Genomic DNA, 21,994 nt, shown 5'->3' on the forward strand with positions numbered 1-21,994 from the left:
CTCTGCTCTCTGTCTTCTAAATTCGAAAAGTTCGAGAGCTTACGCGCCTAACAGTAATACTGCGCTTGCTGAAGCAACACCGACTGACAACCATTTAGAGTAAACTGCGCGCCCAACAAACGTACCGACAACCATTAATGCCAAAGCAGTGATGCTCATACCTGTTGCAAATTGAGTTAGGTTGCTCGCAGCTTCAACGCCGTGTGCGTAACCATGAAAAAACAACATCGCAATGGAAGCGACTAATACGCTGTTTACACGCTTGGTTGATGGTGAGAATACGTGCCATAGACATAAACTGACGACGAACAGAGAAGCGATGATTGCTGGTTCAACAATCACAGAGAAACCTAAGGCTTGGCCTGCGATAAGCCCAACGACTAGTGAAGCCAATCCACCGCCAATCAACGCGGCTTTTATCTTGGTTGAAAACGACAGTGCGCCAATTAACAGACCGAAAGCGATCAGCATGATCAGGTGATCCATACCTGTTACCGGGTGAGTTAGGCCAGACATAAATGAGTGAGACTCATGAACCGAATGCGAACCATGTCCCGGGTGAGCCAAAGCCAATGTCGATGTTGTTAGAGAAGCCAGTGTGAAAGTACATAAGCCTGCAGCTGTTTTAAAGTTCATCGCGAGTTCCTTGCGTTTATAGTTATTAATATCGTTGTTATATAAATCGTTTAGTGAGTCATCAATGACTCGATTAATGATGGTGATGATGTCCACCTGAGCGACCGCCATAAGCGCCACCTTCAGGTTCAAACGGTTGTTTTTCGGTCGTCACTGTCGCGCCCAAACCTTCAACCATTTCATCCAAAACATGGTCGTGTTGATAACGCACCCAGCCCGCTTCTACTTGAAGCGGAACATGTCGGTTACCAAGGTGGTAAGCAACACGAGTTAGCAGATGCGAGTCTTCACAGTAAACGGTCGACACGGTTTCCGGCGCCGCTTTTACTTCGACAGTTAAGCCACACTCACTAGTTAATTGCTCTCCGCCACGCAAGATATGACCGCGTGGTAGAAACAATCCAGCATTTCGCCCATCATCGAGCATCACCTTAAGGCGACTTTTAATGCGGCTATCGATAGGCAGGCTTAAATAGCCGTCCGGTGCATTTTGTATTTGAGTATTCAGTTGAGTCAGTTCAATCATGCTATTACCTCAATCTCCTTGTGAGATTTATAACGTTCAAAATAAGAGCCCTCAGCCAAGAGCTAAAATACGAGCTTCAGCCGAGTTATTAAAATAGAAAATATCTTTGAGCCATTGGCAGCTCTTCAGCAGGTTCACACGTCAGCAGTTCACCATCAGCGCGCACTTGATAAGTCTGAGAGTCGACCTCTATTTTTGGCATCCAGTCGTTCAGCTTCATGTCAGCCTTACTGATGTTTCGGCAGTTGCTCACAACACCAATCAGGCTCTTCAGTCCCAACTGCTTATCAATGTTCTGTGCTTTGGCTTCTTTCGAAACAAACAGCATCGATGTGTTCTGACACGCCTTACCATAGCTACCAAACATAGAGCGATAGTGAACTGGCTGAGGGGTTGGGATTGAAGCGTTTGGGTCACCCATCGGCGCCATGGCGATCATGCCGCCTTTCAAAATCACACTCGGTTTCACACCAAAGAAAGCGGGCTTCCACAACACTAAGTCTGCTAATTTCCCTGCTTCGATAGAACCGATTTCATGAGACATACCATGAGTGATCGCTGGGTTGATAGTGTACTTAGCGACATATCGCCTTAATCGGAAGTTATCGCTGTAGTCTGAATCTTCTTTTAGGCTGCCGCGCTGAACTTTCATCTTGTGCGCGGTTTGCCAAGTTCGAGTTATTACTTCACCCACTCGCCCCATAGCTTGTGAATCCGAAGCGATCATCGAGAACGCGCCTAAGTCATGAAGAATGTCTTCTGCGGCAATGGTTTCACGGCGAATACGCGATTCGGCGAACGCGACATCTTCAGCAATCGATGGTGAAAGGTGATGACACACCATCAACATATCCAAATGCTCATCGACGGTATTGATAGTGTAAGGACGTGTCGGGTTAGTTGAGGAAGGCAGAACGTTCGGCTCACCTGCAGCGCGAATAATATCGGGAGCATGACCACCACCCGCACCTTCGGTGTGATAGGTATGAATCACGCGATCACCGATTGCGCCAAGTGTCGATTCAACAAAACCAGATTCATTCAGAGTGTCGGTATGAATCGCAACTTGTACGTCCATCTCGTCAGCAACACTTAAGCAGGTATCGATTGAAGCAGGGGTTGTTCCCCAGTCTTCGTGCAACTTCAAACCCACTGCACCTGCCGCTACTTGTTCGCGTAGAGCTTCTGGCTGGCTGGCATTGCCTTTGCCTAACAAACCAAAGTTCATTGGGAATTGATCGAGCGATTCCAGCATGCGGTGCATGTTCCATGGACCCGGTGTACATGTCGTCGCGTTAGTCCCTGTGTTTGGCCCCGTACCACCGCCTATCATGGTCGTAACACCAGATGCTAAGGCTTCTTCAATCTGTTGCGGGCAGATAAAGTGAATATGTGAGTCGATACCACCCGCGGTGAGAATCGAGCCTTCACCTGCCAAAATTTCCGTGCCCGGGCCAATTACTATATCGACGCCCGGCTGAACGTCTGGGTTACCTGCTTTGCCTAAAGCTTGAACTCGGCCGTCTTTGATGGCGACATCGGCTTTTACGATGCCCCAATAATCCAACACAATCGCATTGGTGATCACCAAGTCAGGTGTTTCGGCGCTTGGACGTTGGCTTTGTCCCTGTCCATCACGGATCACTTTACCGCCGCCAAACTTCACTTCATCACCGTATACGGTGTAATCCTTTTCAACTTCTAGCCATAAATCGGTGTCAGCAAGACGCACTCGGTCACCGACTGTAGGCCCAAACATTTCGGCATAAGCATGTTTGGATATCTTCGCCATGATCAATCCTTTGTTATTTTCATTATTCCGTGGGAGCGCTTAGAGCTTGCCCATCACCTTTCCTTGGAAGCCATAGATCTCTAACTTACCGGCGTAACGCACTAACTCGACGCTGCGCGACTGACCCGGCTCAAAGCGGGTTGCAGTACCTGCAGGAATATTGAGTCGAAAGCCTTTAGTGGCTTCTCGGTCAAAGATCAGCGAAGGGTTTGCTTCATAGAAGTGGTAGTGAGAGCCGATTTGCACGGGACGGTCGCCAATGTTTTGCACCTTAACGGACGTTGTGTCGCGGCCTTCATTGAGAGTGATGTCACCGGGAGCGGTTTCGACTTTTCCGGGAACGAATCCTGAGTATTTTTTTGTGGAACCAGCCATATTACTTCCCCCTACACGATAGGTTCATGAACGGTCACCAACTTGGTGCCATCAGGAAAAGTGGCTTCGACTTGTACATCAGGGATCATAGAAGGGATCCCCTCCATAACGTCATCGACAGTAAGCAGTGTGCGCCCAAAATCCATTAATTCTGAAACTGTTCTACCCTCACGGGCACCTTCAAGAATGGCACTGCTGATCAGTGCAATAGATTCTGGATAGTTGAGTTTTAAGCCTTTTTGTTTGCGCTGCTGTGCCAGCATTCCTGCGCAGAAGATAAGTAGCTTATCTTTTTCTCTTGGTGTTAATTCCATTTAGCCGCCCGCTGTTAGTGTTGTTTTCTTAGTGCTCAAAAACACATGAGCAGTAAGTGGGATTCAATCACAGCAAGCTTGAAAAAATGTACCTAGGGTCGGAAGTCACCCTAGGTACAAAAAGGGCTAATCGCTAAGTCGCCCAAATCCTTGGTAAATCAGGAGTCGTACCACATAAATGAGAGCGAGTTGCTTGCCATATCTGACCAAAGGCCTGGAGGATGTCTTCACTCCAATTACCCAAGGCTCGCACCACAATCAATCCTTCTATCTGAGTCGCGCCCAATATTAATGTGGGTTCACTCGACGTTTTTGATGTAACTGATTGCTGTGAAGCTTGCTGTGTAATAGATAAGAGCAAGCTCTGTACCAACTCTAAATCTTGCTTCTCATTTGAGGTAATATAAAAGGTTCCCATCATTGAATAATCAAGTAAGCCCATATTTATCATTAACTTATCGCCACCGTGAAAATTAAAACCTTCAGTCAGAAGCCTTTGATTATCAAGATAGATTTCTGTTTTCCCAACGAGGTGACCATGCTCGAATCCCTCATTCTGTGCAGGACGTCCAAAACAGTGCATCTCCCAACCCCAAAATTGTGCTCCCTTTTCTAGGCGAATTTCAGTGTCTAAACGAACGTGTGCATTCGGGAAAAAGATGTTCTCTTGCGGCATCCATTCCAAGCGAGCATATTTCTTCACTCGTAAGGTCTGCTTCTGCTTGGCGTACTTGTTGTTTGAGCGGTAAAACTTGGTCGCACCGGGTGTGGTGATCAACGCATGCGCACCGCTTTCGATGATCGCTTCAATATTGAGAGTGTCACCACCTACCACTCCGCCGGGGGGATGGAGTAAGTAGGTGTGACACGTTTCCCCATCAGGATACAAGGGGCGTTGCACCGCAAGCGGACCAGACTGCTGACGATTCTTTAAAACAGTTTTATCACCACGGTCGACAAAGGTGAGGTTTAAACTCGCTTGCCAACCGTCTCGGATATCTTGCTCGATGGTCTCATTCAGAGACAACACTCCCGCTAAAGAGGTGTTTATTGCTTCACTCGAAGAATATAGAGAGCTCATACGGTTAGGTACTCCTTAATCAAAGACTCATTGAGCCCTTTCATTTCACCTTCTGCTACCTGACGACCGCGGTCGAGAATGCAAAATCGGTCACCGACCTTTCTCGCAAATGGCAGCTTCTGTTCAACAAGCAGGACGGTGAGTCCCATCTTCTCGTTGAGCATACGAATGATGTCACCAATCTCTTGCACGATATTGGGCTGAATACCTTCTGTCGGTTCATCCAAGATCAACAGTTTTGGATTAACTACCAGCGCACGCCCAATCGCCAGTTGCTGCTGCTGACCACCAGATAAATCACCACCGCGACGATGCAGCATCTCTTTTAACACTGGGAATATATCGAAGATGAACTCTGGGATCTTACGGTCGCCCTTTTCGCGAATCGGCAAGCCTACTTCTAGGTTTTCTTGAACCGTGAGCATCGGAAAGATCTGGCGACCTTGCGGCACATAACCGATACCTTGGCGAGCACGCTCTTCGGCATCGGTTTTAAGAAGAGACTCACCCGATAACGAAATGTCACCGCTCTCGACCTTAACTAGCCCCATGATGCATTGCAGCAACGTCGTTTTACCGACACCGTTTCGTCCCATTAACACTGTGCACTTGCCTTCAGGGATCTGCATATCCAAATCCCACAGCGTGTGGCTCTCACCGTAATATTGATTAACTGATTTAACCTCTAGCATCCTATTCTCCGAGATAAACTTGTTTAACTTCAGGGTGGGCCTGCACTTGATCCATGGTGCCTTCAGCCAACACATGACCTTGATGAAGCACGGTGACATGGCTTGCGATAGAACGAACGAAATCCATATCGTGTTCAACTACCACAACCGAGTGCTTACCTGCCAGTGAATTGAGTAACTCAGAGGTACGGTCCATCTCTTGGTGAGTCATCCCTGCAACGGGTTCATCCACCAGCAATAGCCTAGGGTTTTGCATCAATAACATGCCTATCTCTAACCACTGTTTCTGACCGTGAGACAGGTTACCTGCCAAATTCGCCGCTTCGTCTTTGAGGTGAATCAACTCAAGTACCGAGGTCAGCTTGTCTTTCTGCTCACCAGACATCACAGCAGTGAACGTCGCCCACACTGAACGGTCACCGGCCATCGCTAACTCAAGGTTCTGCCACACAGTTAAACACTCAATCACGGTCGGTTTTTGGAACTTACGCCCAACGCCTGCATTGGCAATTTCAGCTTCGTTCATCTTCAATAAGTTGATGTTCGAACCTAGCCACACTTCTCCAGTATCGGGCTTAGTCTTGCCTGTAATGATGTCCATCATGGTGGTTTTACCTGCGCCATTCGGACCGATGATGCAGCGCAGTTCGCCCTCTTTGATATAAAGATTGAGGTCGTTTATCGCTTGGAAACCATCGAAGCTTTTATTAACGCCTTCCACGTACAACAACACGTTGTGACGGGTATCGATGGCGGGATGAACATCGGGTTTGAGGTAATCAAAAACTTCGTCTCGACGAGTGAACGCCTGAACCGATTCCTTTACGCTGTTAAATGTGGTCATGCGATCACCTCCTTGCCTTTATGTTGATCATCCTTACCTTGTCCTTCGCCTTTTGAATTCGATGCCTTGCGTAACTGTTGCCACTTTTCACTGACAAAGCCAATCACACCTTGTGGGAAGTACATGGTCGAGAGAACGAATAGACCACCTAGAGCGAAAAGCCATACCTCTGGGAATTCAACCGTAAACCAGCTCTTGGCGTAGTTGATGATCAACGCACCAACAATGGCACCAAACAGAGTGGCGCGACCGCCCAATGCAACCCAAACCACAATCTCAATCGAGTTAAGTGGCGCAAACTCTCCCGGGTTGATGATGCCGACTTGAGGAACATATAAAGCACCCGCAATCCCCGCGATAACTGCAGACAAAACGAAGACCCATAACTTGATACCATCGACGTCGTACCCCATAAAACGAGTACGAGACTCGGTATCACGAATCGCCAGTGCCACACGACCTAATCGACTGGTCACTACCATTCGACACGCGATGTAGCTTAGGATCAGCGAGATACCCGTCGCGACAAACAGGCCAATCTTAACGGCATCACTCTGCAAGCTCAGGCCGACGATGTCTTTGAAATCCGTCAATCCGTTGTTACCACCAAAGCCCATCTCGTTGCGGAAGAACGCCAACATCAATGCGTAAGTTAATGCCTGAGTCATGATAGAGAGGTAAACCCCTGACACACGAGAGCGAAAAGCCAGATAACCGAACAAATAAGCCAATGCGCCCGGCACCAACACCACCATCAGACAAGCAAACCAGAACTGATCAAAGCCCTGCCAAAACCACGGCAACACTGACCAATCAAGGAACACCATAAAGTCAGGTAGGATTGGATCACCATAAACCCCACGGTCACCAATCTGACGCATTAAGTACATGCCCATCGCATAACCGCCAAGCGCAAAGAAAGCGCCGTGGCCTAGGCTCAGTATTCCGAGGTAGCCCCACACCAGATCGAGCGCCAAAGCCAACATCGCATAGCTCAAGTATTTGCCCATTAGTGAGATAGTGAAGGTCTCAACATGAAGTGGGTGTCCACTTGGCAACATGGTGTTAGCCAGTGGAATAAGAATCACGGCCGCAAGAATGGCAAGGATGGTCAGTTGGCCACCTTTATCACCACGCATCGCCAAAAGTACAAATGATTTAGACTGCATGATGTTGTCCTTAACCTTCAGCCGCACGACCACGTTGCGGGAACAATCCGCGTGGGCGTTTTTGAATAAATAGAATAATGAAAACCAGTACTAAAATCTTAGCGAGTACTGCGCCAGCCCAGGGCTCTAAGATCTTATTGAATAAACCAAGGCTTAAGCCTGCGACGAGTGTTCCCCACAAGTTGCCGACTCCGCCGAACACCACCACCATGAAAGAATCGATGATGTACGCTTGCCCCATATTCGGGCCAACGTTAGTCAACTGAGACAGTGCCACACCCGCGACACCCGCTACGCCAGAACCTAAACCAAAGGTCATCGCATCAACTCGTTCAGATCGAATACCCATCGCACGCGCCATACCACGGTTTTGAGAAACGGCACGAACCTGTAAACCTAGTGGTGTCTTTTTCAGAACCATCAACAAGCCCATGAACACCAAACCACAGAACAGGATGATATAAAGTCGGTTGTAGGTCAGAGATAACATTGGGTTCAATTGAAGTGCGCCAGACATCCATTCAGGCGTGCTCACTGAGCGGTTAAGTGGAGAGAAAATAGAGCGAACGGCTTGTTGCAAGATCAAGCTTATACCGAAGGTCGCGAGCAAGGTTTCCAGTGGACGGCCGTAGAGATGACGAATCACACTGCGCTCAATCGCAATACCGACCAGACCAGACACAATAAATGCAGCCGGAATAGATAGAATCAGCGCTAAACCGATGTGGTTCGGCATTAGCAACTGAAGTACATAGGTGGTGTAAGCGCCAATCATGATCAGCTCGCCATGGGCCATGTTGATTACGCCCATCACACCAAAAGTGATCGCCAAGCCTATGCCTGCCAACACCAACACAGAGCCCAAACTCAAGCCAAAGAACACGGTCTCAACACCCGAATAGAGTGCTTGGCTCTGTTGATAATCGTCCATTGCACGTTCAGTTGCAGCCAAGACCTTTGGAGCTTGTTCGCTGTTGAGCAGCTGGTTTAGCGTCTTTAGCACGACGGATTGTTTGAAGTCGCCAACTCGTTCAATTGAAGCCACACGAGCTTCAATTGTGGCGCTCTTATCAAGAGAGGTGAAAATGGCTAACGACAAGTCCATCAACTCAGCGACTTTGCCCTCTGACTCACTGGTTCTCAGCACAGCTAAACGATCGATAATGTCAGGATCTTTGGTACCGAGCAGATCCAGAACCGCTTTATAACGTGTATCTGGGTTACTGCTGTTCAGTCCAATCGAGGCAATTTCCCCACGCAAGATCCCGCGAAGCTTGTTGTTCACGCGAACCTTCTTAAACTGCCTAGCATTCTCGATACTGAGGCTTGACTCATCCCACACCGACTGAGCCGAGGTTGCTGTTTTAATGCTTTGAATCAGGTAGAGCTGTTTATATTGCTCGCTCTGTTTGTCATTAAAGTAATAGAGATTTCCGTTTAACCAGCCATCCAAAATAGGTTTCGACACGTCTTCAGTTTGTGCCTCAATGACCCAATCGATAGCCAATTCTTTATCCGATGTTTTCTTACCAACTAGCGCCTTGGTAAAGCTAGCTTCATCCGTTATTCCAGCAAAAGCCAACTGAGCACTGACTGCCATAAGCAATAGCGCCTTAAATACGTTCAATACGTTTTTCATCCCTGCTTCCTTAATCCACCTAGCTAGATATTGTTATTTTTACTCGGTGGACATGTGGAGAATTATTGTTAGTTGAAACGATGAGCCTTCCGCTTACTTCACCTCTTAAACAAAGGCGATCTTCCCAAACAAGAAGGCTCAATATTCCTAAATTAACGCTCTAGTTACCGCCAGAACACTTCTTGGTTTCGACGTTAAACGCACCACATGAGAATGGCTTAGACCAACTAGAGAACAGCTTCGCTGATTCAGGTAAGTAACTAGACCAAGCATCACCCGCAACAAGGCCTGTGGTTTCCCAAACGATATCGAATTGACCATCGTCTTGGATTTCACCGATCAGGACGGGTTTGGTGATGTGGTGGTTTGGCAGCATGGTAGAGTAGCCGCCAGAAAGGTTAGGAACAGACACGCCAATCAAGGCATCTTGTACAGATTCAGGATCGGTTGTGCCTGCGTTGGTTACCGCTTGCGCCCACATGTTGAAGCCAACATAGTGCGCTTCCATTGGGTCGTTGGTGACACGCTTTTCACTCTTGATGAATGACTGCCACGTTTCAACGAACTCTTCATTGGCTTCGGTATCAACGCTCATGAAGTAGTTCCAAGCCGCTAGGTGACCAACCAGTGGTTCAGTATCCATACCTGACAATTCTTCTTCACCAACAGAGAATGCAATAACTGGGATGTCTTCAGATGAAATGCCCTGAGCGCCAAGCTCTTTGTAGAAAGGGACGTTCGCATCGCCGTTCACAGTAGAAACCACTGCGGTTTTCTTACCTGCTTCACCGAATTTTTTGATGTCTGAAACAATAGATTGCCAGTCAGAGTGACCAAATGGCGTGTAGTTGATCATGATGTCTTCTTCTGCGACACCTTTATCTTTTAGGTAGGCTTCAAGGATCTTATTGGTCGTACGTGGGTAAACGTAATCGGTACCTGCTAGTACCCAACGCTCAACTTCCAGCTCTTCCATTAAGTAATCCACGGCAGGAATCGCTTGTTGGTTTGGCGCTGCGCCCGTGTAGAAAACGTTTTTAGAAGACTCTTCACCTTCATACTGAACTGGGTAGAAAAGGATGCTGTTGAGCTCTTCGAATACCGGCAGCATGGATTTACGAGATACCGATGTCCAACCACCGAAAACCACGTCGACCTTCTCTTTCTCGATAAGCTCACGCGCTTTTTCAGCAAATAGAGGCCAGTTTGACGCAGGGTCAACGACTACAGGCTCAAGCTTTTTACCTAGCAAGCCGCCCTTTTTGTTCTGCTCTTCGATGAGCATTAACACGGTATCTTTCAGTGTGGTTTCACTGATCGCCATGGTGCCAGATAGTGAATGTAGGACGCCGACCTTTATGGTCTCGTCAGCCGCAAACACTGATACAGAAGAAAATGAAAGTGTTGTACACAGTGCAGCTAGCGATAAATTGAACACCTTGTTCATGATAGTACTCCATAATTGTATTTTTGTTATTCAATTACAGAGTTACAAGAAGAGTGCCAAACTCAATAAGTAACCATTAAAAACATAAGTGATTGTATTAAATGGATTTAAAAACAGACCACACCAATAGCGTGCATAGCAACCATGTCACTATGTTTCATACTGGTGCAGTGACAATAAGAATGACCCAAGATGATACATAACCCCAGAGTGAGCACAAAAAAGGCCCAATATATAGGTATTGGGCCTCTTAATGAAAGCTATGGTTACGATACTTACTGTTATCGCTCTCAAGTTAGTCCGCAGCTTGGAACTCGAACTTTACTCTCGATTTAGACTTAAGCTCGTTACAGTCAGCATTACAAAAATAGCTCGCGGCACCACAGGCTTGAAGCTTCTCAAGTTGGCTGCTGCACTCAGGGCAAAACCCAACTTTAGTAAAGTGAGCCTGACAACTTTCACAGTGATACTTGCCATCCCAAGCTAGCTCTGACTGACACTTAGGGCAGATATTTTCACTCATTAGCATTTCCTAATTCACTACTATTTCGACAATCTACTACTGCTGAGACTTAGCTTGCTTGATTTGATACATGTTCTTATCAGCTTGTGCGATCAACTGGTCTAATCCTTGAGGATCTTTTTCACAAGCAAGGCCAACACTCACTGAGAACTGCACATCATTAATGTAAAGCGCTTGCTGTAGTGCTTTCTCTAAGCTGTGGTAAAAGTTAACAACGCTTTCTTGATCATCAAAACAAGAGAACACCACAAACTCATCACCACCATAACGGCCTATCTTGGCACACGCCGTAGTAGCATCATCAAGCACTCTAGCAACCGCCAATAGCACATCATCACCAAAGCTGTGACCGTAGGTGTCATTAATTAATTTGAATTTATCGACATCGACAAACAGACACGCCATCACCTTCTGTGCAAAACATCGTTTAGCCAATACTTTTTCGGCTTCATTGAACAGTGCCCGACGATTCAAGCAATGGGTAAGAGAATCACGATTGGCGAAAAAGTTAAGCTGATTCTCCAACTCAAACTTTTCTAGTGCTACCGAATATAGGGAAGCCAATAGTTCCAAGATCTCGAGCTCAAATTCATGTGGCTCTGAGATGTACTGGCTATAAATGGCAAAGGTACCTAATACATTACCGCGCGATGAGATAATTGGCACCGACCAACAAGCATGCAAGTTAGCTTTGTTGGTTAACACTAAGAAAGGTGCCCAGTTTGGGTGTGCATTTATATTGGAGACCATCACTGCTTTCTTAAGCGCAGCGGCCTCACCACAGGAACCAATCCCAGCACCAATTCCCACCCCTTCTATCTGTTGATTGTAAAAATCAGGCAGGTTAGGGGCATATTCAAGGTGTAGAGTTTTAGATTCTGAGTTGAGCAGCAAGATTGAAGCCATACGCTGCCCAAAAAGCTGCTCGGTAAGCTGAATAATCTTGTGATTTAAATCTTTGCGATCCATCCCAAGAGCAAGCTTCCGCAGCAAACTATTAACGGCTCGATGGCCTTCTAATAAAAATTGTTGTTCCATTCACTAAGGCTTTCAATTGTGTAATCGGGTACAGCTTGTTCTTATGCAAGCTTGTTATTGGTTAATAATAACACACTAAATTAGTACCACACACAATCGAAGATCATAGGTTGATCTTTCGCTTTATCTATTTTGATCAGCGATCTACCCCAAAAAGAATATTTATATCACCACACACCGAAAGCATAAGTTACATGTGCTGCATTTCAATTTTAAATAGTCATTTATATTAAAAATGACATCCAAAAACAAAATAAACAGCACAAGTTATTTCGATCTGTAACCTAAATCATCGAATTACATGCGTCAGCATTTCAATGTGTTGGTCATCTAGCTGGGTTAATTTAACCGATAATGCATTAAGCTCTGAGGTGTTCTCTATGTGAGTACCACCACACGGAATCGACACCAACGTCTCAGCATCCAGTTGCCATTCCCAGTAACGAGAGTCAGTGAGTGCCTCACCTTCTAGTCTCATCGCGACTGGAGTCGACTGTGTGAGCCAACCTGAAATCATCTGGTTAATGTCGGCTTCGATACCTTCAAGGTTTGCAAGCATGTCTGCAACGTTCAAGCCGCGCTTCTTCAGAGTTTTACCCAAACGATACTTATCAGTACATAGCTCAGGAGTCACAAAGCTGGTCACTTGTGCGTAGCTATTAAAGTCGTAACTTCCGAGCGGATCTTTTCTGTCGGCATCTTTACGCCAGTAGCTCTCAGCCAATACTTTATTCAACGCTAAGAAAGCAATGTGCCCCGCACTGTGACCACGACTCAAGCTTGCTTGATACTCTTTATCTACCGACAACACCACTTCGTCGTTAACATTAATCATAGAAGCAGATGCGGGTAGCTGGTGGACAACCACAAACGCCCAGCCTTCCGCATCACGCTTAACAGGAATATCTGCTGCGATATGAAGCTTGCCAGTAGATTGTTCTATTGCACCAACAAGACAGTCTTCCACTGAATATTGAACGTCACCAACAGTCACAAACCCTTGGTCTGCCGGGTGATCAGGCCAAATATGACTTACAGGGTGAAAAGGCGTCACATCATTGATCAGGTAGGTTTTACTGCTGTCACTTTCTACATACAACGCTTTCGCCGTCAGTTGCCACGCTTGATGACAGAATTGAGTAATGGTTGGCGTGATTGCTTGAGCTTGTGTAATCAAATCGCTAGTGGTCATATCGTTCTTCTTTTGGAATCTAGTCTGATTCGTTAAGCCACAGCGAAACAAAAATGTGCCGTTGTGGATTAACGTGAATTTTGCTTAAAAAAATACCCGAGACAGGCTCGGGTATCAAATCTATTGGAAAGGACTATTTACGGCCTTTAACCATGCTCATCATACGCTTACGTTTACGCTCTTGAGAGATTGTCAGCTTGTTAGTCTTAGCTTCAAATGGGTTCTCGCTGTTCTGGAATTGAATGCGAATTGGTGTACCCATAATCTCTAGTGAACGGCGGTAGTAGTTCATCAAGAATCGTTTGTATGAATCTGGCAAGTTACGTACTTGGTTACCGTGGATAACGATAATCGGTGGGTTATAGCCACCAGCGTGCGCGTATTTCAGTTTCACACGACGGCCACGAACCATAGGCGGTTGGTGATCATCAGTTGCCATTTTCATGATACGAGTTAGAACAGAAGTACCAACACGAGTCGTCGCTGACTTGTAAGCTTCTTGTACAGACTCAAATAAGTGACCAACACCTGTACCGTGAAGTGCAGAGATAAAGTGAATACGTGCGAAATCAACAAAGCCTAAGCGACGATCTAGCTCTTTCTTAACGCGTTCTTTAACGTCATTATCTAGGCCATCCCACTTGTTTACAGCAATAACAATTGAACGACCAGCGTTCAACGCAAAGCCTAACAAGCTTAGATCTTGATCAGAGATGTTTTCGCGAGCATCGATAAGCAGCAATACAACGTTAGCATCTTCAATCGCTTTCAGTGTTTTAACCACTGAGAACTTTTCTACCGTTTCGTTGATGTTTTTACGACGACGAACACCCGCAGTATCGATTAAAACGTATTCACGCTCATCACGTTGCATTGGGATGTAGATAGAGTCACGAGTTGTGCCTGGCATATCGTAAACAACCACACGCTCTTCACCAAGAATACGGTTAGTTAGCGTTGATTTACCTACGTTAGGACGGCCAATGATCGCTAGCTTGATCGGTTGATCTTGAAGGCGCTTGAATTCTGCTTCAGCTTCTTCTTCTGTAAATTCAACCTGCTCTTCTTCTTCGTCTTCAAACTCAGTCAAATCGCTTACTTCGCCATTCTCAGCTTTTAGCGCTTCTGCGAATGGGTTAAGAGCAAGGTCAATAAGTGCTGTAACACCACGACCGTGCGCCGCAGCGATTTGGTACATGTCTTCTACACCTAGTTGCCAGAAGTCAGCACTTGCAGCATCAGGGTCGATACCATCAACCTTGTTTACTACTAGCATTGAAGGCTTTTCTAGTTGACGTAGGTGCTTAGCAATCGCCACGTCTGAAGGTGTTAGACCCGCACGGCCATCTACCATAAATAGAACGACATCAGCTTCATCAATCGCCGCTAGCGACTGTTCAGCCATTTTAGTTTCAACACCTTCTTCAGTACCGTCGATACCGCCAGTGTCAATAACAATAAAGTCATGCTCGCTAAAATGAGCATGACCGTATTTACGGTCACGCGTTAAGCCAGGGAAATCCGCAACCAATGCATCACGAGTTCGAGTCAATCGGTTAAATAACGTAGATTTACCTACGTTCGGACGCCCTACTAGAGCAACAACAGGTACCATAACAACCTCTACAATTTCTTCTCTAAATGTAGTTATAGGTAAGCACTTGTTCGCAAGTTTAAACTCTTACCTATAACCACACGGTTTATTAATTTTTAACAACAAAACGGCTCCTGGCTGTTACCAACCAGGAGCCGACTGTGAATTATATCACGCTTTTATTGGCTAATCGTTAGTTTCTTTACATCGCCATTGCGAGTCGTCACTAAGTAGCCTTCAGGCAGTTCAATTGGTGCAACCGCAAAGCCGCTATCATCGACAAGCTGTTGAGCAACAAACTCACCCGATGAACGATCTAACCAGTGCAGATAACCTTCTGTATCACCCACGACTACATACCCATTAATAATAGCAGGAGCTGTCAGTAAGCGGTTTTCTAACAATGGAGTGCTCCAAAGTTCAGTACCACTACGAGCATCAACTGCAACCACATGGTCTTTGTCGGTAACAACGAACAAACGGCTGCCATCACTTGCTAAATCAATCGCTGACGAATAGTTACGTTTCCAAATTGGCTTACCAGAACGAAGATCGATTGCAATCAGCTGACCGTTGATACCTACAGTATACAGGGTTCCACCAAGAACAATTGGAGATGCATCAACATCAACCAAACGATCGATTTCCGTTGCGCCTTTTGGCGTACCTACTGGCTGTTGCCAAATAAGCTGACCACGGTCAACGATAGCTGCAGCTAGACGACCATTTGCAGTTCCCCAGAATACACCGCCAGAAACCGCAACAGGCGAGCTATCGCCACGAAGTGTTAGGCTTGGTACTTCAGTACTGATGGTCCATTTTTGTTCGCCGCTTACTTGATCTAACGCGATCAACATACCGCGACTGGTATGAACAATAACCATGTTGCTATCAGTTGCAGGGGATGCAAGCACCTCGCCATTCACTGATACACGCCACAGCTCTTCACCGGTTGATTCATCCATCGCGATCACTTCGCCATTTTCAGAACCAACAAATACTTTGCCGTAAGCCGCCGTTAAACCACCCGATAAACGAGCCAGTACGTCTTTCTCAAGATCGACTTTCCACAGCTCTTTACCTGTTTCAGGGTCAAGCGCTTTAACCATACCTTCACGGCTCGCAACAAACACTTTGTCGTAAGCCAATTCTGGCGATAGTTTTGAAAAGTAGTGACCAACACCATCACCAACCGACGTAGACCATTCCTGACTAGGAGTGAACTCGCTGTTTACCGTTGGTACTGGAGCCATGATTACGGTGTCTTCTTCACCTGCACAGCCAGCTAGTAGGCCAAGAGCAATCGCACACAACGCCGCTTTTGGAAACATCTTCTTCATTCAAAGCGCCTTATTTAGCTAGGTCGTCAAGTTTGATTTGAAGCGTTTGGCTAGCGTCAACAGCTTGCTGTGCTTCTGTGTAAGCACTGTATGCTGCGTCAGTGTCGCCTTTACGAAGTGAGATATCACCACGCAGTTCGGCAACACGGCCTTTCCAAGATTCATCTGTCATAGCAGCAAGATCAGCCAGTGCTGCGTCAAATTCACCTTGCTCAGCTTTAATACGTGCAACACGGTAAGTAAGTAGTGGCGCAAGTGCCGCGTCCTTAGTTGCCGATTTTGCCCACTCTAGCTGTTCAAGTGCAGCTGCTAGCTCACCCGCTTGTACTTGTACTTTTGCTAATTGCATAGCAGCAAGTACTGAGTACTCAGCATCTTTGTTTGCGTCGATGAAAGCTTGAATATCAGATTGAGCATCAACGCCCTTAGCATCAAGAGCTGAAATTACAGAGGTGTAGCTTTCTGAAGCAGCTTCACGCGCTTCAACGACTGAATCTTGGTAATAGCGCCAGCCAAATAGACCACCTAAACCAATAACCGCACCAAAGATTACGGCTTTACCGTTCTCTTTCCACCAATCTTTAATGGCTTCAACTTGTTGCTCTTCGCTATCGTAAAGTTCCACTTCCTGTCCTCTTTAATTCTTTAAACGCCAGCATAGTGCTGACGTTAGTATTCATTATGAGCGTTTGCTCAATGGCTAATTAGATTAGCGCAGCAACTTTCTCTGCAACTTCCGTTTGAGACACGGTTTCTTGCTCGCCGCCAACCAGATCTTTTAGCACAACTGTATTGTCAGCAACTTCGTTCTCACCAAGTACCAGTGCTACAACAGCACCTACTTTGTCAGCACGCTTGAATTGCTTCTTAAAGTTACCACCACCGAAGTGGTTCATTACGCGTACGCCTTCAACGGTATCGCGTAATTGATTCGCTAACTGCATGCCCGCGATCATAGTACCTTCGCCAGCAGCAACTACGTATACATCAACGCTACGGCGAACTTCTGTTAGCTCTAGCGTTTCCATCATCAGAACCAGACGCTCTAGACCCATTGCGAAGCCAACTGCATTGGTTGCTTTGCCGCCTAGTTGCTCAACAAGACCATCGTAACGGCCGCCGCCACATACTGTACCTTGAGCACCAAGACTATCAGTGATCCACTCAAATACGGTGCGGTTGTAGTAATCTAGGCCACGAACTAGACGCTCATTAACTTGGTATTCGATACCAACAGCGTCAAGAAGTTCACATAAACCAGCAAAATGTTGCTTCGATTCTTCACCTAGATATTCAGATAGTCGAGGTGCGTCACCTAAGATAGCTTGAACATCAGGGTTCTTAGTATCAAGTACACGTAGAGGGTTAGTGTGCATGCGACGTTTACAGTCTTCATCTAGCACATCAATGTGTTGCTCAAGGAAAGCCACTAACGCAGTGCGGTAGCTTACGCGATCTTCTTGAGAACCGATTGAGTTTAGCTCTAGGCGAACGTGCTTATCGATACCTAGCTCACGCCATAGACGTGCTGTCATCATGATAAGTTCTGCGTCAACGTCTGGACCGTCTAGGCCAAACACCTCAACACCACATTGGTGGAATTGACGGTAACGACCTTTTTGAGGACGCTCGTGACGGAACATTGGACCCATATACCACAGGCGCTGTTCATCGCGGTTAATAAGGCTATTTTGAATACATGAACGTACACAACCAGCTGTGCCTTCAGGACGCAGCGTTAGGCTATCGCCATTGCGGTCATCAAAGGTGTACATCTCTTTAGAAACAACGTCAGTTTCTTCACCAACTGCACGGCTAAATAGATTTGTTTCTTCAACAATAGGCATACGTACTTCGTTGTAACCGTATGCACTCACCACGTTTTTAACTGCGCTTTCTACTTTCTGCCACAGTGGTGATTGAGTTGGAAGGCAGTCGTTCATGCCTCGAATTGCTTGGATATTTTTAGCCACAGTATTTATTCCGTAATTTCTCACGACCAGGTGTTAGTGCGAATAGACAATCACACCCCATCGCGTTGTATTAATCTTCTAAGTTTTCTACATCAATGCGATTTGCTTGATCAAGCACTGATGCTTTTGCACGAATCTTAGCTTCAAGTTTGTCGACAAGGTCATCGTTGTCGAATCGCTCTTTCTGACGCTTACCGTCTTCGTAGAAAGCACTCTTGCGTGCACTACCTGCAAGACCTAAATGAGACACTTCAGCTTCACCTGGGCCGTTAACCACACAACCGATGATTGACACATCCATTGGAGTGATCACGTCTTCTAAGCGCTCTTCAAGGGCATTAACAGTGTTAATAACATCGAACTCTTGACGAGAACAGCTCGGACACGCAATGAAGTTGATGCCACGCGAACGAATGCGCAAAGATTTAAGAATATCAAAACCAACTTTGATCTCTTCAACAGGATCAGCCGCTAGCGAGATACGCAGCGTGTCGCCGATACCTTCAGAAAGAAGCATACCTAAACCTACCGCGGACTTCACAGAACCAGCACGCGCACCACCCGCTTCGGTAATGCCAAGATGAAGAGGTTGGTCAATCTGCTTAGCAAGCAAGCGGTAAGAACCGACGGCAAGGAATACATCGGACGCCTTAACGCTGACTTTGAATTGATCAAAGTTCAGACGGTCGAGGATATCTACGTGACGCATTGCTGATTCAACAAGCGCTTCTGCTGTAGGTTCTGTGTATTTCTCTTGGATCTCTTTCTCTAGAGAACCGCCGTTAACACCAATACGAATCGGAATATTCATATCACGTGCGCAATCAACAACTGAGCGGATACGGCTTTCGTTACCGATGTTGCCTGGGTTGATACGCAGACAGTCAACGCCGTATTCAGCCACTTTAAGTGCGATACGGTAGTCGAAGTGAATATCAGCAACCAAAGGAACAGAGACCTGCTGCTTGATTAGCTTAAAGGCTTCAGCGGCATCCATAGTCGGTACGGATACGCGAACGATATCAGCGCCAACTTTTTCCAGAGCTCTAATTTGAGCAACGGTAGCGGCTACATCTGTTGTTCTTGTGTTGGTCATGGATTGCACAGCAATTGGTGCACCATCACCGATCGGCACATCACCCACATAAATACGGGTTGATTTGCGACGAATAATAGGAGATTCGTGTTGCATATTAACTCTAAGGTAAGGTTATTCTAGCTACTTTGCCTGAAGTATACCCAGAAAGGTCGACAGGTTCACTTGCAAATGTCATTGATACGCCCTCTGGCGCACCTAGAATCACTTTATATGGCGCAGTTCCTGAAAGATTTAGCGACTGACCTGCTTTTTTAATGCCAGTCGACAAGGTTTTACCCGTTGCATCTTTTACTTGGATCCAGCAATCAGCAGAAAACTGCATCACTAATTCTTTAGTCACAGCTTCAGGAGTTGTGTTTGCTTCAACAGCTTCTGCATTTGCAGTAACTTCAGCAGTTGGTTCTATCTCTGTTGCTTGCTGTTCAGGAGTTTCGTCAGCTGGAGTAACTGCATCAGAAGTATCTTCCGCATCGCTTATCGCAGCAAGGTCTTCAGTACCTTCAACAACAGAAGCACCCGCTTCGTTTTGTTCAGCTTCAATCACTTCTAAAGAGTTGAATTCAGGGGCAAGTGATTCTTCTACCGCTAGCTCTTCTGAGCTTTCAGTATTCGCTAAAGATTGAGATAGAGTGTCTTGCTGTTGGTTCTGCCACCACCAAAGTGAGGAGATACCCGCAATGACCGCAAAAATGCTCCAAGTCAGGATCATAATACGGCTGTTGTGCTTCTCGGTTTTAGTCTTACGAGAAAAGCTCAGCATTTCTTGCTCTTGATGCTGAGCATCACCGGCATGATGCAGAGCACTCAATACGACTTTTTCGTCAAGATTGACGTATTTCGCATATGAACGAATGTAGCCACGCATAAACGTCGCCACTTGATCTGACTCGAATTGGTTTTCTTCAATTTGTTGGATCAGCGTAACGCGAAGTTTTAAGCGATCAGAAATCTGCTTTTGCGTTAAACCAAGAGATTCTCGCTTGTTCTTAAGCAGTGTTCCTGCTTCCAAAGCTGGAGCTACGGTTTCTTGCGTCTGTGTATCTTGTTCTGTGTTCATAGAGAGTGAACTTCTAAAGTATTATCGCAGGTTGAGGAGAGCGTTTTTTATTGTCGTTTAAGCTCAATCTAACAGCCCACGTTATGTGGAATTTTTCCTGCTATCTAAATCATCAACCCTTAAAGGCGAACATCATTCATTTATTATGGATGACCTTCTCAGGAAGCTAGTTTATCAAGTAGCCAACCTAAATAGACATATTGACGATCAGTAGCAAGCGAGCACTTAAATTAATTTAATTTAAGATTAGTTAATCATAAGCTAATGCCATTACAAGGCAAAAACACTTTAGACAAAATTTACCGTCAGCTCATGGTTTTGTCCAAAATTTGACGAAAAATGTAAGAAAGCGTGGGCAAGAAGTCCAAAAAATCAAAAACTGTACCCCAGAAAAGCAACAAGCCAGAAGTAAGACTTCTGGCTTGTTTAGGTTCTAATCGCGTTTTATACCGCTTTTACTTCAATAACATCACCGGCAATCAAGTTCGCTTCAGAGGCTGCTTTAAGCATTTTAGTGCGCTTGGTTCTGTCAATAACATCACCGACTAACTGACCACACGCGGCATCAATATCATCACCACGAGTTTTACGAACCGTTACTGTGTAGTTATATTCCATCAGCGTTTTTTGGAAGCGATCAATACGAGAGTTGCTTGGCTTCTTATAAGGCGACCCCGGGTAAGGGTTGAATGGAATCAAGTTGATCTTACAAGGCGTCTCTTTCATTAGCTCTGCAAGTTCACGTGCATGGTCCATATCATCATTCACATGGTCCAATAACACGTACTCAACCGTTACTTTACCGCGGTTAGCATTTGAAGATGCAATGTAACGACGAACAGATGCTAGGAAGTCTTGGATATCCCAACGGTCGTTGATCGGCATGATTTGGCTACGTAGTGCATCGTTTGGCGCGTGTAGAGAGATAGCCAATGCTACATCGATGTTGTCTGTCATTTGGTCAAGGCCAGATACAACACCAGAAGTTGATACGGTTACACGACGCTTAGACAGTGCGAAACCTAGATCATCAAGCATGATTTCTAATGATGGCATTAGGTTCTTCATGTTCAATAGAGGCTCGCCCATACCCATCATTACAACGTTAGTAATTGGACGACGACCGGTTTCTTTTTCTAGACCGATTTCGCGAGATGCACGCCAGATTTGGCCAACAATCTCTGAAACTTTTAGGTTACGGTTAAAGCCTTGTTGAGCTGTAGAACAGAACTTACATTCAAGTGCACAACCAACCTGTGAAGACACACACAGCGTCGCACGGTCACCATCTGGGATGTATACCGTTTCAACGTCTTGATCGCCAACGCTCATCGCCCATTTAATTGTGCCATCTGAAGAGTGTTGAGCTTCAGAAACAACAGGTGCAACAATCTCACAGCGACGTTGAAGTTTCTCACGTAACTTTTTGTTGATGTTGTTCATCTGTTCGAAGTCATCGACACCGAAGTGATAAATCCACTTCATCACTTGCTCTGCTCGAAACGCTTTCTCATTCAGTTCTTCTGTGAAAAATTTACGAAGACCTTTACGATCAAAATCGAGTAGATTGACTTTAGCTGTGGTCATGATGCCTCTCAATGACGGAACAATAATTAAGGGCGCGAATTGTACAGGCTTTACGCAACTTCAACAAGCATTGTAA

Annotated in this window: 21 protein-coding genes; all 21 read right to left on the minus strand. The window is 46.0% G+C overall.

The features are described from left to right. Positions 1-39: 39 nt before the first annotated feature. Positions 40-636, minus strand: coding sequence for a HupE/UreJ family protein (locus AB8613_RS05430; protein WP_146489684.1), 597 nt, complete (start codon positions 634-636; stop codon positions 40-42). 73 nt (positions 637-709) lie between these two features. Then, a complete protein-coding gene (gene ureE, locus AB8613_RS05435) occupies positions 710-1,162 on the minus strand; it encodes an urease accessory protein UreE (protein ID WP_048669212.1) in 453 nt (150 codons plus the stop codon). 88 nt (positions 1,163-1,250) lie between these two features. Next, positions 1,251-2,954 (minus strand): urease subunit alpha, encoded by a 1,704-nt coding sequence (gene ureC / locus AB8613_RS05440; protein ID WP_372384623.1) that lies wholly within the window; start codon positions 2,952-2,954, stop codon positions 1,251-1,253. A 39-nt stretch (positions 2,955-2,993) separates the two neighbouring features. Next, the gene (locus AB8613_RS05445; RefSeq protein ID WP_372384624.1) at positions 2,994-3,329 is read right to left on the minus strand and encodes an urease subunit beta; all 336 of its coding nucleotides are present in this window, start codon (positions 3,327-3,329) and stop codon (positions 2,994-2,996) included. 11 nt (positions 3,330-3,340) lie between these two features. Continuing rightward, the gene (gene ureA / locus AB8613_RS05450) at positions 3,341-3,643 is read right to left on the minus strand and encodes an urease subunit gamma (RefSeq protein WP_017092435.1); all 303 of its coding nucleotides are present in this window, start codon (positions 3,641-3,643) and stop codon (positions 3,341-3,343) included. Positions 3,644-3,776: 133 nt separating this feature from the next. Then, positions 3,777-4,724, minus strand: a complete 948-nt coding sequence (locus AB8613_RS05455; protein ID WP_372384625.1) for an urease accessory protein UreD — start codon at positions 4,722-4,724, stop codon at positions 3,777-3,779. Continuing rightward, positions 4,721-5,416 carry an urea ABC transporter ATP-binding subunit UrtE gene (urtE, locus tag AB8613_RS05460; RefSeq protein WP_017079878.1) on the minus strand — a complete coding sequence of 232 codons (696 nt, stop codon included), beginning with the start codon at positions 5,414-5,416 and terminating at the stop codon, positions 4,721-4,723. The genes AB8613_RS05455 and urtE overlap by 4 nt, the downstream gene beginning before the upstream one ends. A 1-nt stretch (position 5,417) precedes the next feature. Beyond that, entirely contained in the window at positions 5,418-6,260 is an 843-nt protein-coding gene (gene urtD, locus AB8613_RS05465) for an urea ABC transporter ATP-binding protein UrtD (RefSeq protein WP_146441338.1), read from the minus strand. Beyond that, positions 6,257-7,429: an urea ABC transporter permease subunit UrtC gene (gene urtC, locus AB8613_RS05470; protein ID WP_372384626.1), complete on the minus strand. Its 1,173-nt coding sequence runs from the start codon at positions 7,427-7,429 to the stop codon at positions 6,257-6,259. The genes urtD and urtC overlap by 4 nt, the downstream gene beginning before the upstream one ends. A 10-nt stretch (positions 7,430-7,439) precedes the next feature. Further along, positions 7,440-9,068 carry an urea ABC transporter permease subunit UrtB gene (gene urtB / locus AB8613_RS05475; protein WP_146489678.1) on the minus strand — a complete coding sequence of 543 codons (1,629 nt, stop codon included), beginning with the start codon at positions 9,066-9,068 and terminating at the stop codon, positions 7,440-7,442. A 160-nt stretch (positions 9,069-9,228) separates the two neighbouring features. Beyond that, a complete protein-coding gene (urtA, locus tag AB8613_RS05480; RefSeq protein WP_372384627.1) occupies positions 9,229-10,515 on the minus strand; it encodes an urea ABC transporter substrate-binding protein in 1,287 nt (428 codons plus the stop codon). Positions 10,516-10,810: 295 nt separating this feature from the next. Then, positions 10,811-11,038: a zinc ribbon domain-containing protein gene (locus AB8613_RS05485; protein WP_372384628.1), complete on the minus strand. Its 228-nt coding sequence runs from the start codon at positions 11,036-11,038 to the stop codon at positions 10,811-10,813. A 36-nt stretch (positions 11,039-11,074) separates the two neighbouring features. After that, the gene (locus tag AB8613_RS05490; RefSeq protein WP_372384629.1) at positions 11,075-12,076 is read right to left on the minus strand and encodes a sensor domain-containing diguanylate cyclase; all 1,002 of its coding nucleotides are present in this window, start codon (positions 12,074-12,076) and stop codon (positions 11,075-11,077) included. A 289-nt stretch (positions 12,077-12,365) separates the two neighbouring features. Next, positions 12,366-13,268, minus strand: a complete 903-nt coding sequence (locus AB8613_RS05495; RefSeq protein ID WP_372384630.1) for an alanyl-tRNA editing protein — start codon at positions 13,266-13,268, stop codon at positions 12,366-12,368. A gap of 133 nt (positions 13,269-13,401) precedes the next feature. Further along, positions 13,402-14,883: a ribosome biogenesis GTPase Der gene (gene der / locus AB8613_RS05500; protein WP_017062511.1), complete on the minus strand. Its 1,482-nt coding sequence runs from the start codon at positions 14,881-14,883 to the stop codon at positions 13,402-13,404. Between the two features lie 158 nt (positions 14,884-15,041). Further along, complete coding sequence (gene bamB, locus AB8613_RS05505; protein WP_060983301.1) at positions 15,042-16,202, minus strand: outer membrane protein assembly factor BamB; 1,161 nt, start codon at positions 16,200-16,202, stop codon at positions 15,042-15,044. A 10-nt stretch (positions 16,203-16,212) separates the two neighbouring features. After that, positions 16,213-16,827: a YfgM family protein gene (locus AB8613_RS05510; RefSeq protein ID WP_061019465.1), complete on the minus strand. Its 615-nt coding sequence runs from the start codon at positions 16,825-16,827 to the stop codon at positions 16,213-16,215. Positions 16,828-16,906: 79 nt separating this feature from the next. Beyond that, complete coding sequence (gene hisS / locus AB8613_RS05515) at positions 16,907-18,175, minus strand: histidine--tRNA ligase (protein WP_017062514.1); 1,269 nt, start codon at positions 18,173-18,175, stop codon at positions 16,907-16,909. A gap of 70 nt (positions 18,176-18,245) precedes the next feature. Continuing rightward, a complete protein-coding gene (ispG, locus tag AB8613_RS05520; RefSeq protein WP_048658835.1) occupies positions 18,246-19,367 on the minus strand; it encodes a flavodoxin-dependent (E)-4-hydroxy-3-methylbut-2-enyl-diphosphate synthase in 1,122 nt (373 codons plus the stop codon). 7 nt (positions 19,368-19,374) lie between these two features. Next, positions 19,375-20,331, minus strand: a complete 957-nt coding sequence (gene rodZ, locus AB8613_RS05525; protein ID WP_372384631.1) for a cytoskeleton protein RodZ — start codon at positions 20,329-20,331, stop codon at positions 19,375-19,377. A 444-nt stretch (positions 20,332-20,775) separates the two neighbouring features. Continuing rightward, positions 20,776-21,918, minus strand: coding sequence for a bifunctional tRNA (adenosine(37)-C2)-methyltransferase TrmG/ribosomal RNA large subunit methyltransferase RlmN (locus AB8613_RS05530; protein ID WP_060983298.1), 1,143 nt, complete (start codon positions 21,916-21,918; stop codon positions 20,776-20,778). Positions 21,919-21,994 lie beyond the last annotated feature (76 nt).

Origin of the sequence: Vibrio sp. BS-M-Sm-2, from assembly GCF_041504345.1 — a bacterium.
In the GTDB taxonomy this organism is placed as follows: domain Bacteria; phylum Pseudomonadota; class Gammaproteobacteria; order Enterobacterales; family Vibrionaceae; genus Vibrio; species Vibrio satsumensis.